Origin of the sequence: Streptomyces sp. LMG1-1-1.1 (assembly GCF_040815545.1) — a bacterium.
Taxonomy (GTDB): Bacteria; Actinomycetota; Actinomycetes; order Streptomycetales; family Streptomycetaceae; genus Streptomyces.
This window is the reverse complement of the sequence record NZ_JBFPNH010000087.1, coordinates 198,749-216,375: the sequence shown is the minus strand read 5'-3', so window position 1 is coordinate 216,375 and position 17,627 is coordinate 198,749. Positions and strand designations below refer to the sequence as shown.

Sequence of the window (17,627 nt, the reverse complement as noted above, 5' to 3'; positions counted from 1 at the left end):
CTCACGCCCTGTCCGCGACGCGTTCGCCGAGCAGGCCTTGGGGCCGCACGAGGAGTACGAGGATGAGGAGGACGAAGGCCCAGACGTTGGACCAGGCACCGCCGCCGAGCTGCTGCATGCCGGGGATGTCCTCGATGTAGGCGATCGAGAGGGCCTCGGCGAGGCCGAGGACGACGCCGCCGACCATGGCGCCGTAGATGTTGCCGATGCCACCGAGGACGGCGGCGGTGAAGGCCTTCAGTCCGAGGATGAAGCCCATCTCGAAGTTGATCTGGCCCTTGTCGACGCCGTACGCGACGGCGGCGACGGCGGCGAACGCGGCACCGATGGCGAAGGCCATGACGATGATGCGGTCGGTGTTGATGCCCATCAGCTTCGCGGTGTCCGGGTCCTGCGCGGTGGCCTGCATGGCCCGGCCGCTGCGGCTCTTGGAGACGAAGACGCCGAGGGCGAGCATGCACAGCGGCGCGAGCACGAGGATGAAGGCGTCGGCGCGCTGGATCGAGAGGCTCTCGGTGATCTTGAAGGCGTCACCCTTGAACTCGGGGAAGCTGACGGCCTTCTTGGCGTCCGGGTAGAACTGCCAGACGAGCTGCTGGAGTGCGATGGACAGGCCGATCGCCGTGATGAGCGGTGCCAGCCGGGGCGCGCTGCGCAGCGGGCGGTAGGCGAACCGCTCGGCGGCGGTGGCGACGGCCACGGAGGCTATCGCGCCACCGACGATCATGAGCGGTATCGCCACCAGCAGGGACGTGCCGCTCGGGAGAGCGGTGTAGGTGGTGAGGGCTCCGAAGCCCCCGATCATGAAGATCTCGCCGTGGGCGAAGTTGATGAGCTGGACGATGCCGTAGACCATGGTGTACCCGATGGCGATGAGGCCATAGAGGGCACCGAGGGCCAGGCCGTTGGCCAGCTGTTGCGGCAGTTCGTTCACCGCAGGCCTCCGATGAGCTTGTCGGATATGACTCCGCGCGAGGGCGCTGTTTGCGCCCTCGCGCGGGATGGTTCATGTGGTGCGGGGTTCCCGGGTGGGTACCGGGGAGGTGACTACTGGTTGAAGGTGTCGCTCTTGACGTCGATCCACTTGCCGCCCTCGACCTTGTAGACCGTGAGCTGCTTGTTCGTGGTGTCGCCGAACTCGTCGAAGGAGACCTTGCCGGTCACACCGTCGAAGGAGACCTTGCCCAGGGCCTCGGTGACCTTGGCGCGGGCGTCGGAGGGCAGCTTGCCGTTGTTGGCGGCGACGACGGCCTTGACGGCCTGGATGATCGCCCAGCCGGCGTCGTAGGAGTAGCCGCCGTAGGCCGCGTAGGGGTCCTTGTAGCCGCCCGCCTTGTAGTCCTCGATGAACTTCTTGGCGGTGTCGAGCTTCTCGACCGGGTAGCCGATCGAGGTGGCGAGGTCACCGTCGTTGGCCTCGGCGGAGGCGCTGATGAAGGCCGGGTCGTAGATGCCGTCGCCGCCCATGACGGGGATCTTGGCGCCGGTCTTCTTGATCTGGTCGGAGAGCAGGCCGCCCTCGGGGTACTGGCCGCCGAAGTAGACGGAGTCGGCGCCGGAGGCCTTGACCTTGTCGGCGGTGGAGGAGAAGTCGGTCTCCTTCACGGTGACGTGGTCGGTGTCGACGACCTGGCCGCCGAGACGCTTGAACTCGTCGGAGAAGATCGCGGCGAGGCCCGCACCGTAGGTCTGCTTGTCGTCGACGACGAAGACCTTCTTCTTGCCGGCGTCCTTGAAGAGGTACTGGGCGGCGAACTTGCCCTGGACCACGTCGGTGGCGGCGGTGCGGAAGTAGGTCGGGAAGGGGCGCTTGAACTCGCCCTTGCCCCAGTTGTCGCCCTGGCTCAGCGCCGGGTTGGTGTTGGCGGGGGAGACCTGCGCCAGGTTGGCGGCGGCGAAGACGCCCTGCATCTGCTGGGAGACGCCGGAGTTCAGCGGGCCGACGACGCCGAGGACGTCCTTGTTGCCGACGAGCTTGGTGGCGTTGGCCTGGCCGGAGGCCGGGACGGCCTGGTCGTCGAGACCCTCGATCTTGAAGGTGACGCCGGGGACTTCCTTGTTCTTGTTGGCGGTCTGGACCGCCAGGTCCACCGAGTTCTTGATGCCCTGGCCGAGCGCGGAGAGGGAACCGGTCAGCGGCGCGTCGACGCCGATGACGACGGTCACGCCGCCACCGTCCGCGTTGTTGTCGCTGCCGCCCTTGTCGTCACGCGAACCGCATGCGGTGAGAGTGAGCGCTCCCGTGGTGAGCACGCTGGTGAGGATGAGCAGTGAACGGTGTCGCACGAAGAATCCTTTCCCTGGCGCGGCCCCCTCAAGCTGAGGCGGTGCCGTGAAGCTGTGTAGCTAGAGGTGCCGTTTCGATGCCGGGCCGTACGGGGTGATGCGGGCCGTGCAGTGGAAGCGCCCGGCGGCGCGGTGACTGGCCGTGACTCTAGGCGCAGGTGGGGAGGGTCGGGGAGCGCCGAGGTCAGGATGTGACTGTCTTGTTATGCCGACGGGGGGAGACGGTGTGCGGCGCAGGGGCAAATGGGGGCAAATGGGCCTGTAGCGCGGTGTTCACATCGTGAGAATCCCCAGTTCCGCTAAGGGGCTTGAGCGGATCACGGTCCTGACGGCGGCCCTGTGAGGGTCTCCGGATAGCGGAGATGGCCTCTGATGTGAGCGGACGAAGATCCGTCGTCGCCCGCGGGCGGCACCGGGCCCGTACATTGCGCCAATGTTACGGAGTGTGACGGCCGGCGTGGCCGAGATCAGCCGCTGGGGGACGCCGGGGGAGTCGTCCGCTGCCCGGGCGGGCGCCAGTTCTCCGAACTTCCGGTCGCACCCTTCGCCGCCTCGCAGCGCCGACGCGACTCCCGGTCGGCGAACGCCGTGGCCGCCTCGCGGCCCGCGCGCCGCTCCTCGGCCCTGGCCGCCGCGAGAACGTCGTCGTGGATCTCGTACTGCTCGTTGGAGAGGCCCTTCTGCTCCCAGTCGAGCCCGGCCCACATGCTGCCTTCGAGGGCTTCCTTGACCCAGTAGGACACCAGGCTCGTGCAGATGTCGGCGGGCGTGCTCGCGTGCGCCGAGGGGGAGCCGGTGCTGGGTGCCGGTGCCGGCTCCGGGGCGCGCTCGCAGCCGGCGGTGAGGGTCACGAGGCATCCGGTCAGGGCCGCGGCAAGGAGGTATCCGGTCGGGCCGACTCGGCTTCCTGTCACGGGAGTTCCCTCGCTGGGTGACGGATCGGGTGTTCTCCGGGGCGCGGTCAGCCAGTGAAGCGTGTCGACCCGTGCGGGGCAAGAGGGCGCGGGGCTGCGGGAGTTGGTGCGCATACGCCGAAGGGGGGCGGTGCGCTCACGCACCGCCCCCCTTCGATCGGGCTTCGGTCAGGCCTCGTTGGCCCGCCCGGCCGTCGGCAGGTTCCCGGCGTCCTGGGGGTTGACGTCCCGCAGCATGCAGGTCAGCCGGGCGGAGCAGACCCGCTTGCCCTGCTCGTCCGTGATCACGATCTCGTACGTCGCGGTGGACCGTCCGCGGTGCACCGGGGTCGCCACGCCGGTCACCAGGCCGCTGCGCGCGCCGCGGTGGTGGGTGCAGTTCAGGTCGACGCCCACGGCGATCTTCGAGACCCCGCCGTGCAGCATCGAGCCGACCGAGCCCAGGGTCTCGGCGAGGACCGCCGACGCGCCGCCGTGCAGCAGCCCGTACGGCTGGGTGTTCCCCTCCACGGGCATGGTGCCGACGACCCGGTCGGCCGAGGCCTCCACGATCTGGACGCCCATCCGGTTCCCGAGGTGTCCGGCCGAGAAGAGCGCCGGGAGGTCGACGCCCAGCGCCGCGTACTCGTCGATGACCTCCTGCGGGAACTTCACGTGCTGCTGCTCGCCCATGGGTCCGGCTCCGTTCGTCTGCGTACGGCTGCTGATCGTGGGTCGCGTGATCGCGCGACCGCCTGAGCAAACGCTTAGGCGGAAACCGATTGTTCCAGACGGACGACGACGGACTTGCTCGCGGGGGTGTTGCTGACGTCGGCCGTCGACTCCAGCGGCACCAGGACGTTCGTCTCCGGGTAGTAGGCGGCCGCGCACCCCCGGGACGTCGGGTAGTGCACCACCCGGAAGCCGGGCGCCCGCCGCTCCGTGCCGTCCGTCCACTCGCTCACCAGATCCGTGTAGTCCCCGTCGGCGAGGCCGAACGCGGCCGCGTCGTCGGGGTGCACGAGGACGACCCGGCGGCCGCCCTTGATGCCCCGGTAGCGGTCGTCCAGACCGTAGATCGTGGTGTTGTACTGGTCGTGCGAGCGGAGCGTCTGGAGCAGCAGGCGGCCCTCGGGCACCCGCGGGTACTCGACGGGCGCTGCCGTGAAGTTGGCCTTGCCGGTCGCCGTGGGGAAGCGGCGCTCGTCGCGCGGGGCGTGCGGCAGACCGAAGCCGCCCGGGTTCGCCGCGAGCCGGGCGTTGAAGTCCTCGAAGCCGGGCACCACGCGCGCGATCCGGTCACGGATCGTGGCGTAGTCGGCCTCGAAGGCCTCCCAGGGAGTCGCCGACCCGTCGCCCAGGACGGCCCGGGCCATCCGGGCCACGATCGCCGGCTCGGACAGCAGGTGCGGGCTCGCCGGCGGCAGGTTGCCCCGCGAGGCGTGCACCAGGCTCATCGAGTCCTCGACCGTCACCACCTGCCGGCCGCTCTTCTGCACGTCCTTGTCCGTCCGGCCCAGCGTGGGCAGGATCAGCGCACGCCGGCCCGTCACCGCGTGTGAGCGGTTCAGCTTCGTCGACACGTGGACGGTCAGCCGCGCGTTGCGCATCGCCGCCTCCGTCACCTCCGTGTCGGGCGTCGCCCCCACGAAGTTGCCGCCCATCGCGAAGAACACCTTCGCCTCGCCGTCGCGCAGCGCCTGGATCGACCGGACCACGTCGAAACCGTGGTGGCGCGGCGAGACGATCCCGAACTCCTTGTCCAGGGCGTCCAGGAAGGCCGGCGCGGGCCGCTCGAAGATGCCCATCGTCCGGTCGCCCTGCACGTTCGAGTGGCCGCGCACCGGGCACACGCCCGCGCCGGGCCGCCCGATGTTCCCGCGCAGCAGCAGCAGGTTCACCACCTCGCGGATCGTCGGCACCGAGTGCTTGTGCTGGGTCAGTCCCATCGCCCAGCAGACGATCGTCCGCTCCGAGGCCAGCACCATCTCCAGCGCCCGCTCGATGTCGGCGCGGTCGAGCCCCGTCGCGGCGAGGGTCTCGTCCCAGTCGGCCGCGCCGGCCGCCGCGGCGAACTCCTCGTAACCGTGCGTGTGCTCCCGTACGAACTCCTCGTCGACCGCCCCGGCCGTCTCCAGGACCAGCCTGTTGAGGAGCCGGAAGAGGGCCTGGTCGCCGCCGATCCTGATCTGGAGGAAGAGGTCGGTGAGCGCGGCGCCCCTGAGCATGCCCTGCGGGGTCTGCGGGTTCTTGAACCGCTCCAGACCCGCCTCCGGCAGCGGGTTCACCGAGATGATCCGGGCGCCCGCCGCCTTCGCCTTCTCCAGGGCCGACAGCATCCGCGGATGGTTCGTGCCCGGGTTCTGCCCGGCCACGATGATCAGGTCGGCCCGGTGCAGGTCCTCCAGGGAGACGCTGCCCTTGCCGATCCCGATCGTCTCGGTGAGTGCCGAGCCCGAGGACTCGTGGCACATGTTGGAGCAGTCCGGCAGGTTGTTCGTGCCGAACTCGCGCGCGAACAGCTGGAGCAGGAACGCGGCCTCGTTGCTGGTCCGGCCCGAGGTGTAGAACAGCGCCTCGTCGGGGGAGGCCAGCGCCCGGAGCTCCTCCGCGATGATCGCGAACGCCCGCTCCCAGGTCACCGGCTCGTACCGCTCGCCGTCCTCCGCGAGCAGCATGGGCTCGGTGATGCGGCCCTGCTGCCCCAGCCAGTACCCGCTGCGGGTCGCCAGGTCCGCCACCGGGTGCGCGGCGAAGAACGCCGGGGTCACCCGGCGCAGCGTCGCCTCCTCGGCGACCGCCTTCGCGCCGTTCTCGCAGAACTCCGCGACGTGCCGCTTGTCCTCCTCCGGCCACGCGCAGCCCGGACAGTCGAAACCGTCCTTCTGGTTGACCTTGAGCAGGGTCCGGGCGGTGCGACCGAGGCCCATCTGATCCCGTGCGATCCGCAGGGTGTGCCCGATGGCGGGCAGGCCCGCTGCGGCTCGCTGCGGCGGCGTGACCTGCGGTGCGTCCTGTACCGGATCACCGGCCGGCGGCTTGCTGACCATCGCGCTCTCCCTTGAGCGGTATTCCTGTGGCGTACGCGTTCGATCCTGTCACGGACCACCCGCGGCCCGGCCCGCAGGTCGCCGGGGACGGGGCCGCGCGACCGGGAGTGTCAGTGGGCCGTGGGAGGATCGTCCCGTGGCCGAGACAGCATCGAAGAAGACCGAGAAGACCGAAGCGGACCGCCCGCGACTCCTCCTCATGGACGGGCACTCCCTGGCGTACCGCGCGTTCTTCGCGCTGCCCGCGGAGAACTTCACCACCGCGACCGGGCAGCCGACGAACGCCATCTACGGGTTCGCCTCGATGCTGGCGAACACCCTGCGCGACGAGGCGCCCACGCACTTCGCCGTCGCGTTCGACGTGTCCCGCAAGACCTGGCGGTCCGAGGAGTTCCCCGAGTACAAGGCGAACCGCTCCAAGACCCCCGACGAGTTCAAGGGGCAGGTCGAGCTGATCGGCGAGCTCCTCGACGCGATGCACGCCCCGCGCTTCGCCGTCGACGGCTTCGAGGCCGACGACGTCATCGCGACCCTCGCCACCCAGGCCGAGGCCGAGGGCTTCGACGTCCTGATCGTCACCGGCGACCGCGACTCCTTCCAGCTGGTCAGCGACCGCACCACCGTGCTCTACCCCACCAAGGGCGTCTCCGAGCTCACCCGCTTCACCCCGGAGAAGGTCCAGGAGAAGTACGGCCTGACCCCCTCCCAGTACCCCGACTTCGCGGCCCTGCGCGGCGACCCGTCCGACAACCTCCCCGGCATCCCCGGCGTCGGCGAGAAGACCGCCGCCAAGTGGATCAACCAGTTCGGCTCCTTCGCCGAGCTCGTCGAGCGCGCCGAGGAGGTCAAGGGCAAGGCCGGCCAGAACTTCCGCGACCACCTGGAGTCCGTCCGGCTCAACCGCCGCCTGACCGAGATGGTCCGGGACGTCGAACTGCCGAAGACGGTGACGGACCTCGCCCGCGAGCCGTACGACCGCACGGCCGTCGCGCTCGTCCTCGACACCCTGGAGATCCGCAACCCCTCGCTGCGCGAGCGGCTCCTCGCCGTCGACCCCGGCGCCGCGGAGGAGGCCGCCCCCGCGCCCGCCGCGGGCGTCGAGCTCGACGGCACCGTCCTCGGCGCGGGCGAGCTCGCCCCCTGGCTCGCCGAGCACGGCACCCAGCCGCTCGGCATCGCCACCGTCGACAGCTGGGCCCTCGGCACGGGGAACGTCTCCGAGATCGCCCTCGCCGCCGCCGGCGGAGCCGCCGCCTGGTTCGAGCCCAGCGCCCTCGACGAGGCCGACGAGCAGGCCTGGGCCGCGTGGATCTCCGACGCCGCCCGCCCCAAGGTCATGCACAACGCCAAGGGCGCCATGCGGGTCTTCCCCGAGCACGGCTGGAGCATCGCGGGCGTCACCATGGACACCGCCCTCGCCGCCTACCTCGTCAAGCCCGGCCGGCGCTCCTTCGCCCTCGACGCGCTCTCCGTCGAGTACCTCGGCCGCGAGCTCGCCCCCGCGGCCGCCGCCGACGGCCAGCTCGCCTTCGGCGCCGACGACACCGCCGAGGCCGAAGCCCTCATGACCCAGGCGCGGGCCGTCCTCGACCTCGCCGACGCCTTCGACGAGCGACTCGGCGAGGTCGGGGCCCGCGGGCTCCTCCACGACGTCGAGCTGCCCACCTCCGCCCTCCTCGCCCGCCTGGAGCGGCACGGCATCGCCGCCGACCGCGACCACCTGGAGGCCATGGAGCAGCAGTTCGGCGGCGCCGTGCAGCAGGCCGTGAAGGAGGCGCACGCCTCCGTCGGCCACGAGTTCAACCTCGGCTCGCCCAAGCAGCTCCAGGAGGTCTTCTTCGGCGAGCTCAACCTGCCGAAGACCAAGAAGACCAAGACCGGCTACACCACGGACGCCGACGCGCTCGCCTGGCTGGCCGGCCAGACCGAGCACGAACTGCCCGTGATCATGCTCCGCCACCGCGAGCAGGCCCGGCTGCGCTCCACCGTCGAAGGCCTGATCAAGACCGTCGCCGCCGACGGCCGGATCCACACCACCTTCAGCCAGACCGTCGCCGCCACCGGCCGCCTCTCCTCCACGGACCCGAACCTGCAGAACGTGCCGGTGCGCACCGACGAGGGCCGCGCCATCCGGCACGGCTTCGTCGTCGGCGAGGGCTTCGAGGCCCTCATGACCGCCGACTACAGCCAGATCGAGCTGCGCGTCATGGCCCACCTCTCCGAGGACGAGGGCCTCATCGAGGCCTTCGCCTCCGGCGAGGACCTCCACACCACGGTCGCCTCCCAGGTCTTCGGCGTCGAGCGGTCCGCCGTCGACGCCGAGATGCGCCGCAAGATCAAGGCCATGTCGTACGGCCTCGCCTACGGCCTCTCCGCCTTCGGCCTCTCCCAGCAGCTGAACATCGACCCGGGCGAGGCCCGCGGCCTGATGGACACCTACTTCGAGCGCTTCGGCGGGGTGCGAGAGTACCTCCACCGCGTCGTCGACGAGGCCCGCGCCACCGGGTACACCGAGACCATGCTCGGCCGCCGCCGCTACCTCCCCGACCTCAACAGCGACAACCGGCAGCGCCGCGAGGCCGCCGAGCGGATGGCGCTCAACGCCCCGATCCAGGGCACCGCCGCCGACATCGTCAAGGTCGCCATGCTGAACGTCGACCGCGCCCTCACCGACGCCGGCCTCGCCTCCCGGATGCTCCTCCAGGTCCACGACGAAATCGTCCTCGAACTCGCCCCCGGCGAGCGCGACCAGGTCGAGGCCCTGCTCCGCGAGCAGATGTCCGGCGCCGCCGACCTCCGCGCCCCCCTCGACGTCTCCGTCGGCATCGGCCCCAACTGGGACTCCGCCGCCCACTAACCCCACCCCCCCCGCCCGCCCCCTCGCTGCGCCCCCGGAACCCACCGGTTCCTACCGCCCCAGCGGGGGGCGGCGCCCGTCCCCCTCGCTGTGCGCCCGGATCCTGCCGGTTCCTACCGCCCCAGTGAGGGCGGCGCCCGTCCCCCTCGCCGTGCGCCCGGATCCTGCCGGTTCCTACCGCCCCAGTGGGGGCCGCCCGGGCCTACCCTCCGGGGTGTGCGCGGCGCCCGCAGGTTCCCACCCCCGGGTGTGGGCGGCGCCTGTGCATCCCCCGGGGCGGGCGGCGCCCCCGAATCCCCCTGTACGGGCTGCGCCCCGCCCGCGCCCACCTCCCCGTGCGGGCTGCGCCCGCCCGCGCCTACCCCCGCACGGGGTGCGCCCGCCCGGCCCTACCCCCGTACGGGCTGCGCCCACCCCCGTGTGGGCAATCGTCCCGCTGGGGCGGGACGGGTGGGCACACGGGACGGCGCCCCCAGCCGGGCCCAGGCTGCCGCGCCCGAACCCGCACCCCCGGCACGGCGCCCGGTCCTGGACCCGCACCACGAAACCCCCCACACGAGAGCCCCCACCCGCCGGCATGCGACCAGGTGGACCAGCCAGCGCGAGCCCCCACGCCCCCCGCTCCCGACACTGGGCAGCATGATCGCAAGCCGCCCCCACCCCCACCTCCGCACCTGGGCCGCCCTCCTCACCGCCCTCCTCACCGCCCTCCTCTGCGCCACCGGCGCCACCGGCACCCCCGCCCAGGCCCAGGCCCAGGCCCACGCCCAGTCCCACGCCCAGTCCCACGCTCACGCCCACGCCCACCGCACCGCCCCCACCCTCTGCACCTCGTCCCGCGCCCCCGCCCTCGCCGCCCGCCTCTCCCAGGACATCGCGGCGGCGCTGGAGGACCGCGACGGCACCGTCTCCGTCGCCGTCCACGACGTCCGGCGCGGACTGCGCTGCCGGCTCGGCGACACACTGGCGTACGACTCCGCCAGCGTCGCGAAGGTCCTCATCCTGCAGGCCGTCCTCGGCCGCGCCGAGGAGCTCGGCCGGGCGCCCACCCGCACGGAGGCCCAGCGGATGAAGGCGATGATCACGCGCTCCGACAACACCGCGGCCACGGACCTCTGGCAGGGCCTGTCCCGCGCCCGGCTGAACCGGGTGCTGCGCGAGGCCGGCGCCCAGGACACCGTCCTCGGCCACGACCGCTACTGGGGCCTCACCCGGACCACCGCCCGCGACCAACTGGCCGTGCTCGCCGCGGTCTCCCGCCGTGCCGAGGCCCTGACCCTGATGGGCCAGGTCGGCCGCGACCAGGCATGGGGCGTCACCGCGGGCGCCCCCCGCACGGTCAAGGTCCACCTGAAGAACGGCTGGCTGCCCCGCAAGACCCACGGCTGGCGCGTCCACAGCATCGGCATCGTCCGCCCCGCCACCGCCACCGCCACAGCCACCGGCACCACCGCCACCACCGGCACCACCGGCACCACCGCCACCGACGCCCCCGCGATCGACTACCGGATCGCCCTCCTGAGCCACGACAACCCCACCATGCGCTACGGCGTCCGCACGCTGGAGGGGGTCGCCCTCGCCGTGCACCGAAGGCTCGCCGGCGGCGGCACCGCCGTCCGCGGATTCACCCCGCCCGAGAGGATCAGCGAGATCCCTGACGGGAGCGTTCCCCACGACGAGCCGGATCCGCACCCTGCCGGCCCGGTCCCGCAGGAGCCTCCGCAGGGACCCGCTCCCGGGACCGCTCAGGGTCTCCTCCCCGCAGCCGCGCCCCCGCTCCGTACAGCACGAGTCCGACGGCGAGCCCCGCGCCGGCCCCGAAACAGCCCGTCGGAATGATGTCGAGCGGTGTCTCGATCCGGTCCCAGCCCCAGTACGAGGCCCAGCGCAGCACCCGGTGGACGATGCCGGCGAGCACACAGCCGCCGATCAGGCCGACCGCGACGAGCCGACCGGACCGGCCCGGCACCGGCACCCCGGCCGGCAGGCCGACGCCGGGGCCGGAGGAGCGCAGCGCCCGCACGCCGAACCAGGCCAGCAGACCGAGGGCGAGCGCCGAACTCCCGTACTGCGCGTAGAGGTAGACCGGGAACCCGGCCACGACCTCGCCGAGGAAGGGGATCGCCTGGGTGCCCCAGCGGTCGAGGTGGGTGAAGGAGTCCCACCCCACGTGGGTCGCCGAGCCGATCACCGCGGAGAGGAAGAACCACCCGGCGAGCGCCGCCGGGTGCCGGTCCCGCCAGGGGCGCCCCCGGGCCAGCCCGTACACCGGTCCGCGCCACCGGGCGGGCAGCAGCGCCACGAGCGGTTCACGGACGATCAGCCACAGGCCCACGAGCGCGGCGGTGACGAGCACGTCGGCGGTGACGATGCCGACGGGGGAGTGGGTGACCGCCCCGAGGTCCATCGCGCCGGGCGCCGCGGTGGCGGCGAAGTAGGTCATGTCGGGGGCGAAGGAGCCCGCGACGAGCGCGGACGCGACCAGGGGCCCGCGCGCGGTCCCGTTCCGGCGCAGCCCGGGCAGCACGGCGGCGGCATGACTCAGGGTGAACGGCAACGGGAGGTCCCCTCGGATCCGGTGGTGGCGGCCGGAGAGCAGGAGCGGCCGCAGTGCAAGAGGCCCCCGGGCAGCCGGTCGGTTCCCGTCCTCCGTGGCGCCGGATCGAAAGGCGGCCGTTCGTAACGAAAGGCGGCCGTTCGTAAGGCGGCGCAGAGGTGACGAAACCGTGAAACCCGGTCAGCGGCCGGTGTTCGGCGGTCTGGAGTTGGCATAGGGTCGCCAGAGGTCGCGCGCGGGGAGCGCGGGACTCGAGTCGACGGGGAGGGGACCACGGGTATGGCAGCGCACATCGGCCATCGGCTGCGCAAGGGGGCCACCAGCGGTGTGGTGGTGGCCGCGGCGGTCGCCGCGCTGGCGGCCTCGCAGGCACCGGAGGCCGTTTCGCCGCCTGCGGACAACACCGGCGGGGACCGTGCGATCGGCGCTGGTGACACCGTTCCGCCGTCGGGCGAAGGCTCCGCGACCGGCGATTCCCCGTACTACACCGAACTGCCGCCGCTGAACACGCCGAACAAGCCCGGCGCGAGCACCAACCTGCCGGTGATCACCGGCCCCGCCGAGGCCGGTATACCCGCGTCCGTCCTCGCCGCGTACAAGCGCGCGGAGCAGGCGATACGCTCGACCACCCCCGGCTGCAACCTGCCCTGGCAGCTGCTGGCCGGCATCGGCAAGGTCGAGTCCGGGCAGGCGCGCGGCGGGCGGGTCGACGCCAACGGCACGACGCTCACCCCGATCCTCGGCCCCGTCCTCAACGGCGTCGGCTTCGCCGACATCTCGGACACGGACGGCGGTGCCTACGACGGCGACAAGGTCCACGACCGCGCCGTCGGCCCGATGCAGTTCATCCCGTCGACCTGGGCGACCTGGGGTCAGGACGCCAACAGCGACGGCAAGAAGGACCCGAACAACATCTACGACGCCGCGCAGGCCGCCGGCCTCTACCTCTGCGCGAACGACCGCAACCTCGCGCTCAAGGCCGATCTCGACCGGGCGATCCTCAGCTACAACCGCTCGACGGAGTACCTGAACCTGGTCATGACCTGGGTGACGTACTACCAGCGCGGCACCCACCAGGTCCCGGACGGCACGGGAGTCCTCCCGGTCGACCGCAGCGACGGCCGGACCCCGGGCAACCTCCCCAGCACACCGCTCTCGCCGGCGCCGACGACCCCGGCGCCGGGCACCCCGAAGCCGAAGCCGTCGGAGACCCGTCCCGGACAGGTCAAGCCGCCGACCGTGCCGACCAAGCCCCCGGTCACCCCGCCGACCGTCACGCCGGCCGCGAAGGTCACGCGGCTCACGATCGTGGCCAACGGGAAGCCGACCGCGACCACCGGAAGCGCCTTCACGGGAACGCCCAGGGTCGTGGCGCTCGACGCCTCGGGCAAGACGGTCGCCGGGGTCGGTGTCCGCTTCGAGATCGTCGGGGCGACCGACTCCCACTTCGTCGGCGGCGCGACGGCCGTCACCGTCACCACCAACTCGGCAGGTCTCGCGGCCTCTCCCACCCTCTGGGCCGGTGAGCGGACGGGAACCTTCACCGTGCGCGCCACCGTCGTGGGCCGCACCCTGGCCGCGGCCGATTTCGCCGCGACCGTCACGGAGCGCCGGGCGGACACCCTCGTCCGGGTCGGCGAGGAAGCCCTGTCGGCCACGACGGGTGGCGCGTTCACGACGCAGATCAAGGTGAAGGCCACCGACAAGGGTGCCCTCGCGCCCGGCGTGCTCGTCACCGCGCAGATCGTCACCTCGGCCACGGACCCCGAGGAGAGCGCCGAGGGCCCGTACTTCAAGCAGGGGGACAAGGTCGTCCGTACCGTCACCCTCACCACCGGCGTCGACGGGCTGCTCACCCTCGCCCCCGACACGGTGCTCGCCGGGGACAAGGCGGGCACGTACTACCTCCGGCTGACCACGCCGGGCGGCGGAGAGGTCTTCATCGCCCTCAAGGTCGAGGCGCCTTCGACGCCGCCTCCGACGACGGAGCCGACCCCGGACCCGACGCCGTCCGGGACGGGTTCGCCCGAGGCCACCCCCTCGCCCACGGCCTGACCCGCCGGTCCCCGCCTTCGCGCCGCCCCGCCGTCCCCACCGGACGACGGGGCGGCGCTCCGCGTTACCCGGGTGCAACGTGTTCTCATCTCGCGGTCGCGTTGCTACGGTGCCCCCGCCCTGACGACCTATCAGATCGCACCCGGGAGGCCGACCATGCGCGCCCTCGTCGCCGCCGCCATCGGACTCGCCCCAGTCCTCCTCTTCGCCCTCCTCGTGTCCGTGGTCGATCTGCCGCCCGACGGCCCCACCTCGCCCAAGCCCCTGCTCACCGCCGATCCCGGCGCCAAGAAGTAGAGGGGGCGACCGTGCGCCGCCCAGCCAGCCTCGTCCTGCTCGCCCTCGCCGTCTTCTGCGCCGGGATGGCCCCGTTCCTGCGCTGGTACGCCTTCCCCCGCCTGGCGAAGATCCCGCCGAACCAGTACCAGGAGACCGTCCTGGAGGCCCGCCCCGCGACCCTCCTCAACTACTCCACCCTCCAGGCCGAGAAGGTCGACAAGATCACGATCATCCAGACCCTCAAGGGCAACGTGGAGGAGTCCCGCCGCATCGAACGCGACGCCGGACGCGACGTCGTCGTCTGGGACGCCCTCGCCTACGTCACCGGCCCCGACGGCAAGATGGTCTCCCAGGTCCCCGAGCGGTACATCTTCGACGCCCACACCCAGGACCCCGTCCACGCCACCGGCGAGTCGGTCGACGGCGACCCGGTCCGGCGCGAGGGCATCGAGTTCAAGTTCCCCTTCCTCACCGAGAAACGGGACTACCAGTACTTCGACGCCCAGACCCGCACCGCGGCCCCCATCCACTACAAGGGCACCCGCACCTTCCGGGGCATGGAGGTCTACTACTTCGAGCAGACCGTCCCGTGGACCAAGGTCCCCATGCCCAAGACCATGCCGGTCAAGGGCATCACCCCGAAGGTCCTCGCCGACTCGGGCCTCACCCGCTGGTACACGACCAAGCGCATGTTCTGGATCGAGCCGGTCACCGGCGCCCCCGTCAACGGCGAGGAGATCCACAAGGAGGAGCTCCGCAACGCCAAGGCACTGATGGGCCGGGACACCCTCACCGTCTTCGAGGGCCATGTGAAGATGCGCGAGGACTACCTGGAGAGCGTCGGCGAACTGGTCTCCGCCAACCGCCTCACCGTCCTGATGCTCGTCTCCTACGGCCCCTGGAGCCTCACCGTCCTGGCCCTGGCCCTCCTCTCCCTCTCCCTCTGGCTCGAAGCCCGCTCACGCCGCGCCGCCCCGGAGCCCCCCGCCGCCGCCCCGGTCACCGCTCCCGTCTGAGCCGGGCGCTCGTGTGCCGGGTCGGCTCCGCCCCCGACGGGTCCTCCGGCCACGGGTGCTTCGGGTACCGCCCCCGCAGCTCCGCCCGCACCGCGCGGTAGCCGTCCCGCCAGAACGACGCCAGGTCCGCCGTCACCGCCGCCGGCCGCCCGGCGGGGGAGAGGAGGTGGACGAGGACCGGGACGCCCGCCACCCGCGGCGTCTCCGCGAGACCGAACATCTCCTGGAGCTTCACCGCGAGCACCGGCCGCTCGCCCCCGTAGTCGACGCGGATCCGCGAACCGCTCGGCACCTCGATCCGCTCCGGCGCCAGCTCGTCGAGCCGGCCCGCCTCGCCCGAGGCCCACGGCAGCAGCCGCCGCAACGCCTCACCCGCGTCGATCCGCCCCAGATCGGCGCGGCGCACCGCCCGGGACAGCTCCGGCTCCAGCCACTCCCCGGCCCGGTCGACCAGCGGCCCGTCCGCCACGTCGGGCCACGGCTCCCCCAGCTCCCGGTGGAGGAACGCGAGGCGCTCCCGCAGCTCCCCGGCCTCCCGGCCCCACCGCAGCAGCCCCGGCCCCTCACGCCGCAGACCGTCGAGCAGCGCCTCCCGGACGAGGGCGGGCGCGGCCCCCGCCCCCAGCGGCCGTACGGTCAGCTCCACCGCGCCCAGCCGGTCCACCGAGCGCGCCACCACGTCCCCGTCCTCCCAGTGCACCTCCTCGCCCGTGGAACGCAGGTGCCCGGCGGCCCGCAGGGCCATGGCCCCGTCCACCACGGCCGCGAGCCGCACCCGCGCCGTCGCGTCCCGCGCCGTACGGTCCGCCACCGCCACGGCCAGCCACGGCGAGGTGCGCAGCGCGGAGCCCTCGGGGAGCCGCGCACCGCTCCCCGACACCATCAGGTACCCGCCCTGCTCCCTGGCCCTGGCGACCCGCTCCGGGAAGGCCAGCGCCGTCACCAGCCCGGCCACGACGTCCTCACCCTCCCCCGCGGACCCGCCCGCGGGCCCGCCGCCGGACCGAGGGCCGCCCCCGTCCGCCGCCTCGGCGGCCGACCGCTCCAGACGGCGCGCCTCCGCCTTCCACCGGGCTCCGTAGCCGTCGGCCCCCCGGCGGGCCGTACGCCAGGCCGCGGCCAGGTCGTCCCCGTACTCGCGCGGCGGCTCCTCGCTGAGCAGCGCCACCACCTCCGCCGCCCGGCGGACCCCGACCTCGGCCGCGCCGTCGAGGAGGGCCCGTCCCAGCCGGGGGTGCAGCCCGAGCCGGGACAGCCGTGCGCCCCGCTCCGTGGCCCGGCCGCCGTCGTCCACGGCCCCGATCGACTCCAGGACCGCGCGGGCCGCCGCCATCGCCCCGGCGGGCGGCTCGTCGAGCAGCGCGAGCCCCGCCGCCGTCGGGTCGCCCCAGCAGGCGGCCCGGAGGGCGAAGTCCGCCAGGTCGGCGATCCTGATCTCGGGAGAGGGGAACCGGGCCCGGCCGCCGTCCTCCGCCTCGGACCAGCACCGGTAGACCACGCCGAACGCCTCGCGGCCCGAGCGCCCCGCCCGCTGGGTCGCCGCGGCCGTCGACACCGGCACCGTCGCCAGCGAGCCGAGGCCCCGCGCGTGGTCCATGCGGGGCTCGCGCGCGAGTCCCGAGTCCACCACGATCCGCACCCCCGGGACCGTCAGGCTCGACTCCGCCACGGACGTCGAGAGCACCACCCGCCGCCGCCCGCCCGGCTCGGCACCCCGCAGCACCGCGTCCTGCACCGCGGCCGGCGCCCGCCCGTGCAGCTGGAGCACCTCGGCGTCCAGGCCGGAGAGCAGCCCCGCCGTCCGCGCGATCTCCCCCGTGCCCGGCAGGAAGCAGAGGAGGTCGCCCTCGTGCCGCTCCACCGCCAGCCGCACGGTGGCCGCCACGTGGCGCAGCAGCGCCGGATCCACCCAGGTGCCGTGCGCGGGCCTGATCCCGGCGGGCGGCGCGGCGAACCTGACCTGGTGCCCGTGCCCCCGGCCCTCGCTCCACACCACCGGCGCGGGCCCGGTCCCGTCCACCACCGTGAGCAGCCGCGCCCACGCCTCCGCGTCGCTCGTCGCCGAGGCCGCGATCAGCTTCAGCTCCGGCCGCAGCGTCGCCCGCACGTCCACCAGGAAGGCCATGGCGGTGTCGGCGTCCAGATGCCGCTCGTGGCACTCGTCGAGCAGGACCACCTGCACGCCCGCCAGCTCAGGGTCGCGCTGGAGCCGCTGGAGCAGGATGCCCGTCGTCACCACCTCGACCCGGGTCGCGGGCCCGGTCCGCCGCTCGCCGCGCACCGAGAAGCCCACCGCGCCGCCGACCTCCTCGCCGAGCAGCCACGCCATCCGCCGGGCCGCCGCCCGCACCGCCATCCGGCGCGGCTCGGCCACCAGCACCTTGCGCCGGGGTCCGTCCCCTATGAGTCCCGCGAGAGCCAGCGGCACCAGCGTCGTCTTGCCGGTGCCGGGAGGAGCGGACAGCACCGCCGTGCCGCGCTCCGCGAGCGCGGCGAGCAGCTCGGGGACGGCATGGCGGACGGGGAGGCGGTCGAGTGCGTCGTGTCGGATCACGCGTTCAGTCTCGTACGTGCGGAAGACGAGGTGGGCCCCGTTGTCCACAGGGCCCACCCGGTCATACGACTGATACGACT

General features: G+C 73.0%; 11 protein-coding genes and 1 pseudogene. 5 read left to right on the top strand and 7 right to left on the bottom strand.

Annotated features, from left to right (window positions below; genetic code table 11):
- Window position 1 precedes the first annotated feature (1 nt).
- The 5 genes from MRBLMG1_RS36010 to MRBLMG1_RS35990 all read right to left on the bottom strand — a co-directional run bounded on the left by MRBLMG1_RS36010 (window position 2) and on the right by MRBLMG1_RS35990 (window position 6,229).
- Window positions 2-934 carry a branched-chain amino acid ABC transporter permease gene (locus MRBLMG1_RS36010; RefSeq protein ID WP_367828370.1) on the bottom strand — a complete coding sequence of 311 codons (933 nt, stop codon included), beginning with the start codon at window positions 932-934 and terminating at the stop codon, window positions 2-4.
- Between the two features lie 113 nt (window positions 935-1,047).
- Window positions 1,048-2,286, bottom strand: coding sequence for a branched-chain amino acid ABC transporter substrate-binding protein (locus MRBLMG1_RS36005; RefSeq protein ID WP_367828369.1), 1,239 nt, complete (start codon window positions 2,284-2,286; stop codon window positions 1,048-1,050).
- Window positions 2,287-2,753: 467 nt separating this feature from the next.
- Complete coding sequence (locus MRBLMG1_RS36000) at window positions 2,754-3,200, bottom strand: hypothetical protein (protein WP_367828368.1); 447 nt, start codon at window positions 3,198-3,200, stop codon at window positions 2,754-2,756.
- Between the two features lie 168 nt (window positions 3,201-3,368).
- Entirely contained in the window at window positions 3,369-3,872 is a 504-nt protein-coding gene (locus MRBLMG1_RS35995; protein WP_367828367.1) for a PaaI family thioesterase, read from the bottom strand.
- Between the two features lie 74 nt (window positions 3,873-3,946).
- Window positions 3,947-6,229, bottom strand: coding sequence for an FdhF/YdeP family oxidoreductase (locus MRBLMG1_RS35990; RefSeq protein ID WP_367828366.1), 2,283 nt, complete (start codon window positions 6,227-6,229; stop codon window positions 3,947-3,949).
- 136 nt (window positions 6,230-6,365) lie between these two features.
- Between MRBLMG1_RS35990 and polA the strand changes: the two genes are divergently transcribed.
- Together polA and MRBLMG1_RS35980 are read left to right on the top strand one after the other, a co-directional pair.
- The gene (gene polA / locus MRBLMG1_RS35985) at window positions 6,366-9,086 is read left to right on the top strand and encodes a DNA polymerase I (RefSeq protein ID WP_367828365.1); all 2,721 of its coding nucleotides are present in this window, start codon (window positions 6,366-6,368) and stop codon (window positions 9,084-9,086) included.
- 639 nt (window positions 9,087-9,725) lie between these two features.
- Window positions 9,726-10,496, top strand: a pseudogene (locus tag MRBLMG1_RS35980) (serine hydrolase); the annotation flags it as partial.
- A gap of 232 nt (window positions 10,497-10,728) precedes the next feature.
- Here MRBLMG1_RS35980 and MRBLMG1_RS35975 read toward each other — a convergent pair.
- Entirely contained in the window at window positions 10,729-11,643 is a 915-nt protein-coding gene (locus tag MRBLMG1_RS35975) for a DUF4184 family protein (protein ID WP_367828364.1), read from the bottom strand.
- 279 nt (window positions 11,644-11,922) lie between these two features.
- Between MRBLMG1_RS35975 and MRBLMG1_RS35970 the strand changes: the two genes are divergently transcribed.
- The 3 genes from MRBLMG1_RS35970 to MRBLMG1_RS35960 all read left to right on the top strand — a co-directional run bounded on the left by MRBLMG1_RS35970 (window position 11,923) and on the right by MRBLMG1_RS35960 (window position 14,993).
- The gene (locus tag MRBLMG1_RS35970) at window positions 11,923-13,698 is read left to right on the top strand and encodes a lytic transglycosylase domain-containing protein (protein WP_367828363.1); all 1,776 of its coding nucleotides are present in this window, start codon (window positions 11,923-11,925) and stop codon (window positions 13,696-13,698) included.
- A 156-nt stretch (window positions 13,699-13,854) separates the two neighbouring features.
- On the top strand, window positions 13,855-13,995 hold the full coding sequence (locus MRBLMG1_RS35965; RefSeq protein ID WP_367828362.1) for an SPW_0924 family protein: 141 nt from the start codon (window positions 13,855-13,857) through the stop codon (window positions 13,993-13,995).
- 11 nt (window positions 13,996-14,006) lie between these two features.
- Window positions 14,007-14,993, top strand: a complete 987-nt coding sequence (locus MRBLMG1_RS35960) for a DUF3068 domain-containing protein (RefSeq protein ID WP_367828361.1) — start codon at window positions 14,007-14,009, stop codon at window positions 14,991-14,993.
- Here the strand turns inward: MRBLMG1_RS35960 and hrpB are convergent.
- On the bottom strand, window positions 14,977-17,547 hold the full coding sequence (gene hrpB, locus MRBLMG1_RS35955) for an ATP-dependent helicase HrpB (RefSeq protein ID WP_367828360.1): 2,571 nt from the start codon (window positions 17,545-17,547) through the stop codon (window positions 14,977-14,979). The genes MRBLMG1_RS35960 and hrpB overlap by 17 nt on opposite strands.
- Between the last annotated feature and the right edge of the window lie 80 nt (window positions 17,548-17,627).

Excerpts from the sequence above, each read along its gene's own strand:
- MRBLMG1_RS35970 (WP_367828363.1), top strand. The coding sequence starts at position 11,923 with ATGGCAGCGCACATCGGCCATCGGCTGCGCAAGGGGGCCACCAGCGGT.
- MRBLMG1_RS35965 (WP_367828362.1), top strand. The coding sequence starts at position 13,855 with ATGCGCGCCCTCGTCGCCGCCGCCATCGGACTCGCCCCAGTCCTCCTC.
- MRBLMG1_RS35995 (WP_367828367.1), bottom strand. The coding sequence starts at position 3,872 with ATGGGCGAGCAGCAGCACGTGAAGTTCCCGCAGGAGGTCATCGACGAG.
- MRBLMG1_RS35990 (WP_367828366.1), bottom strand. The coding sequence starts at position 6,229 with ATGGTCAGCAAGCCGCCGGCCGGTGATCCGGTACAGGACGCACCGCAG.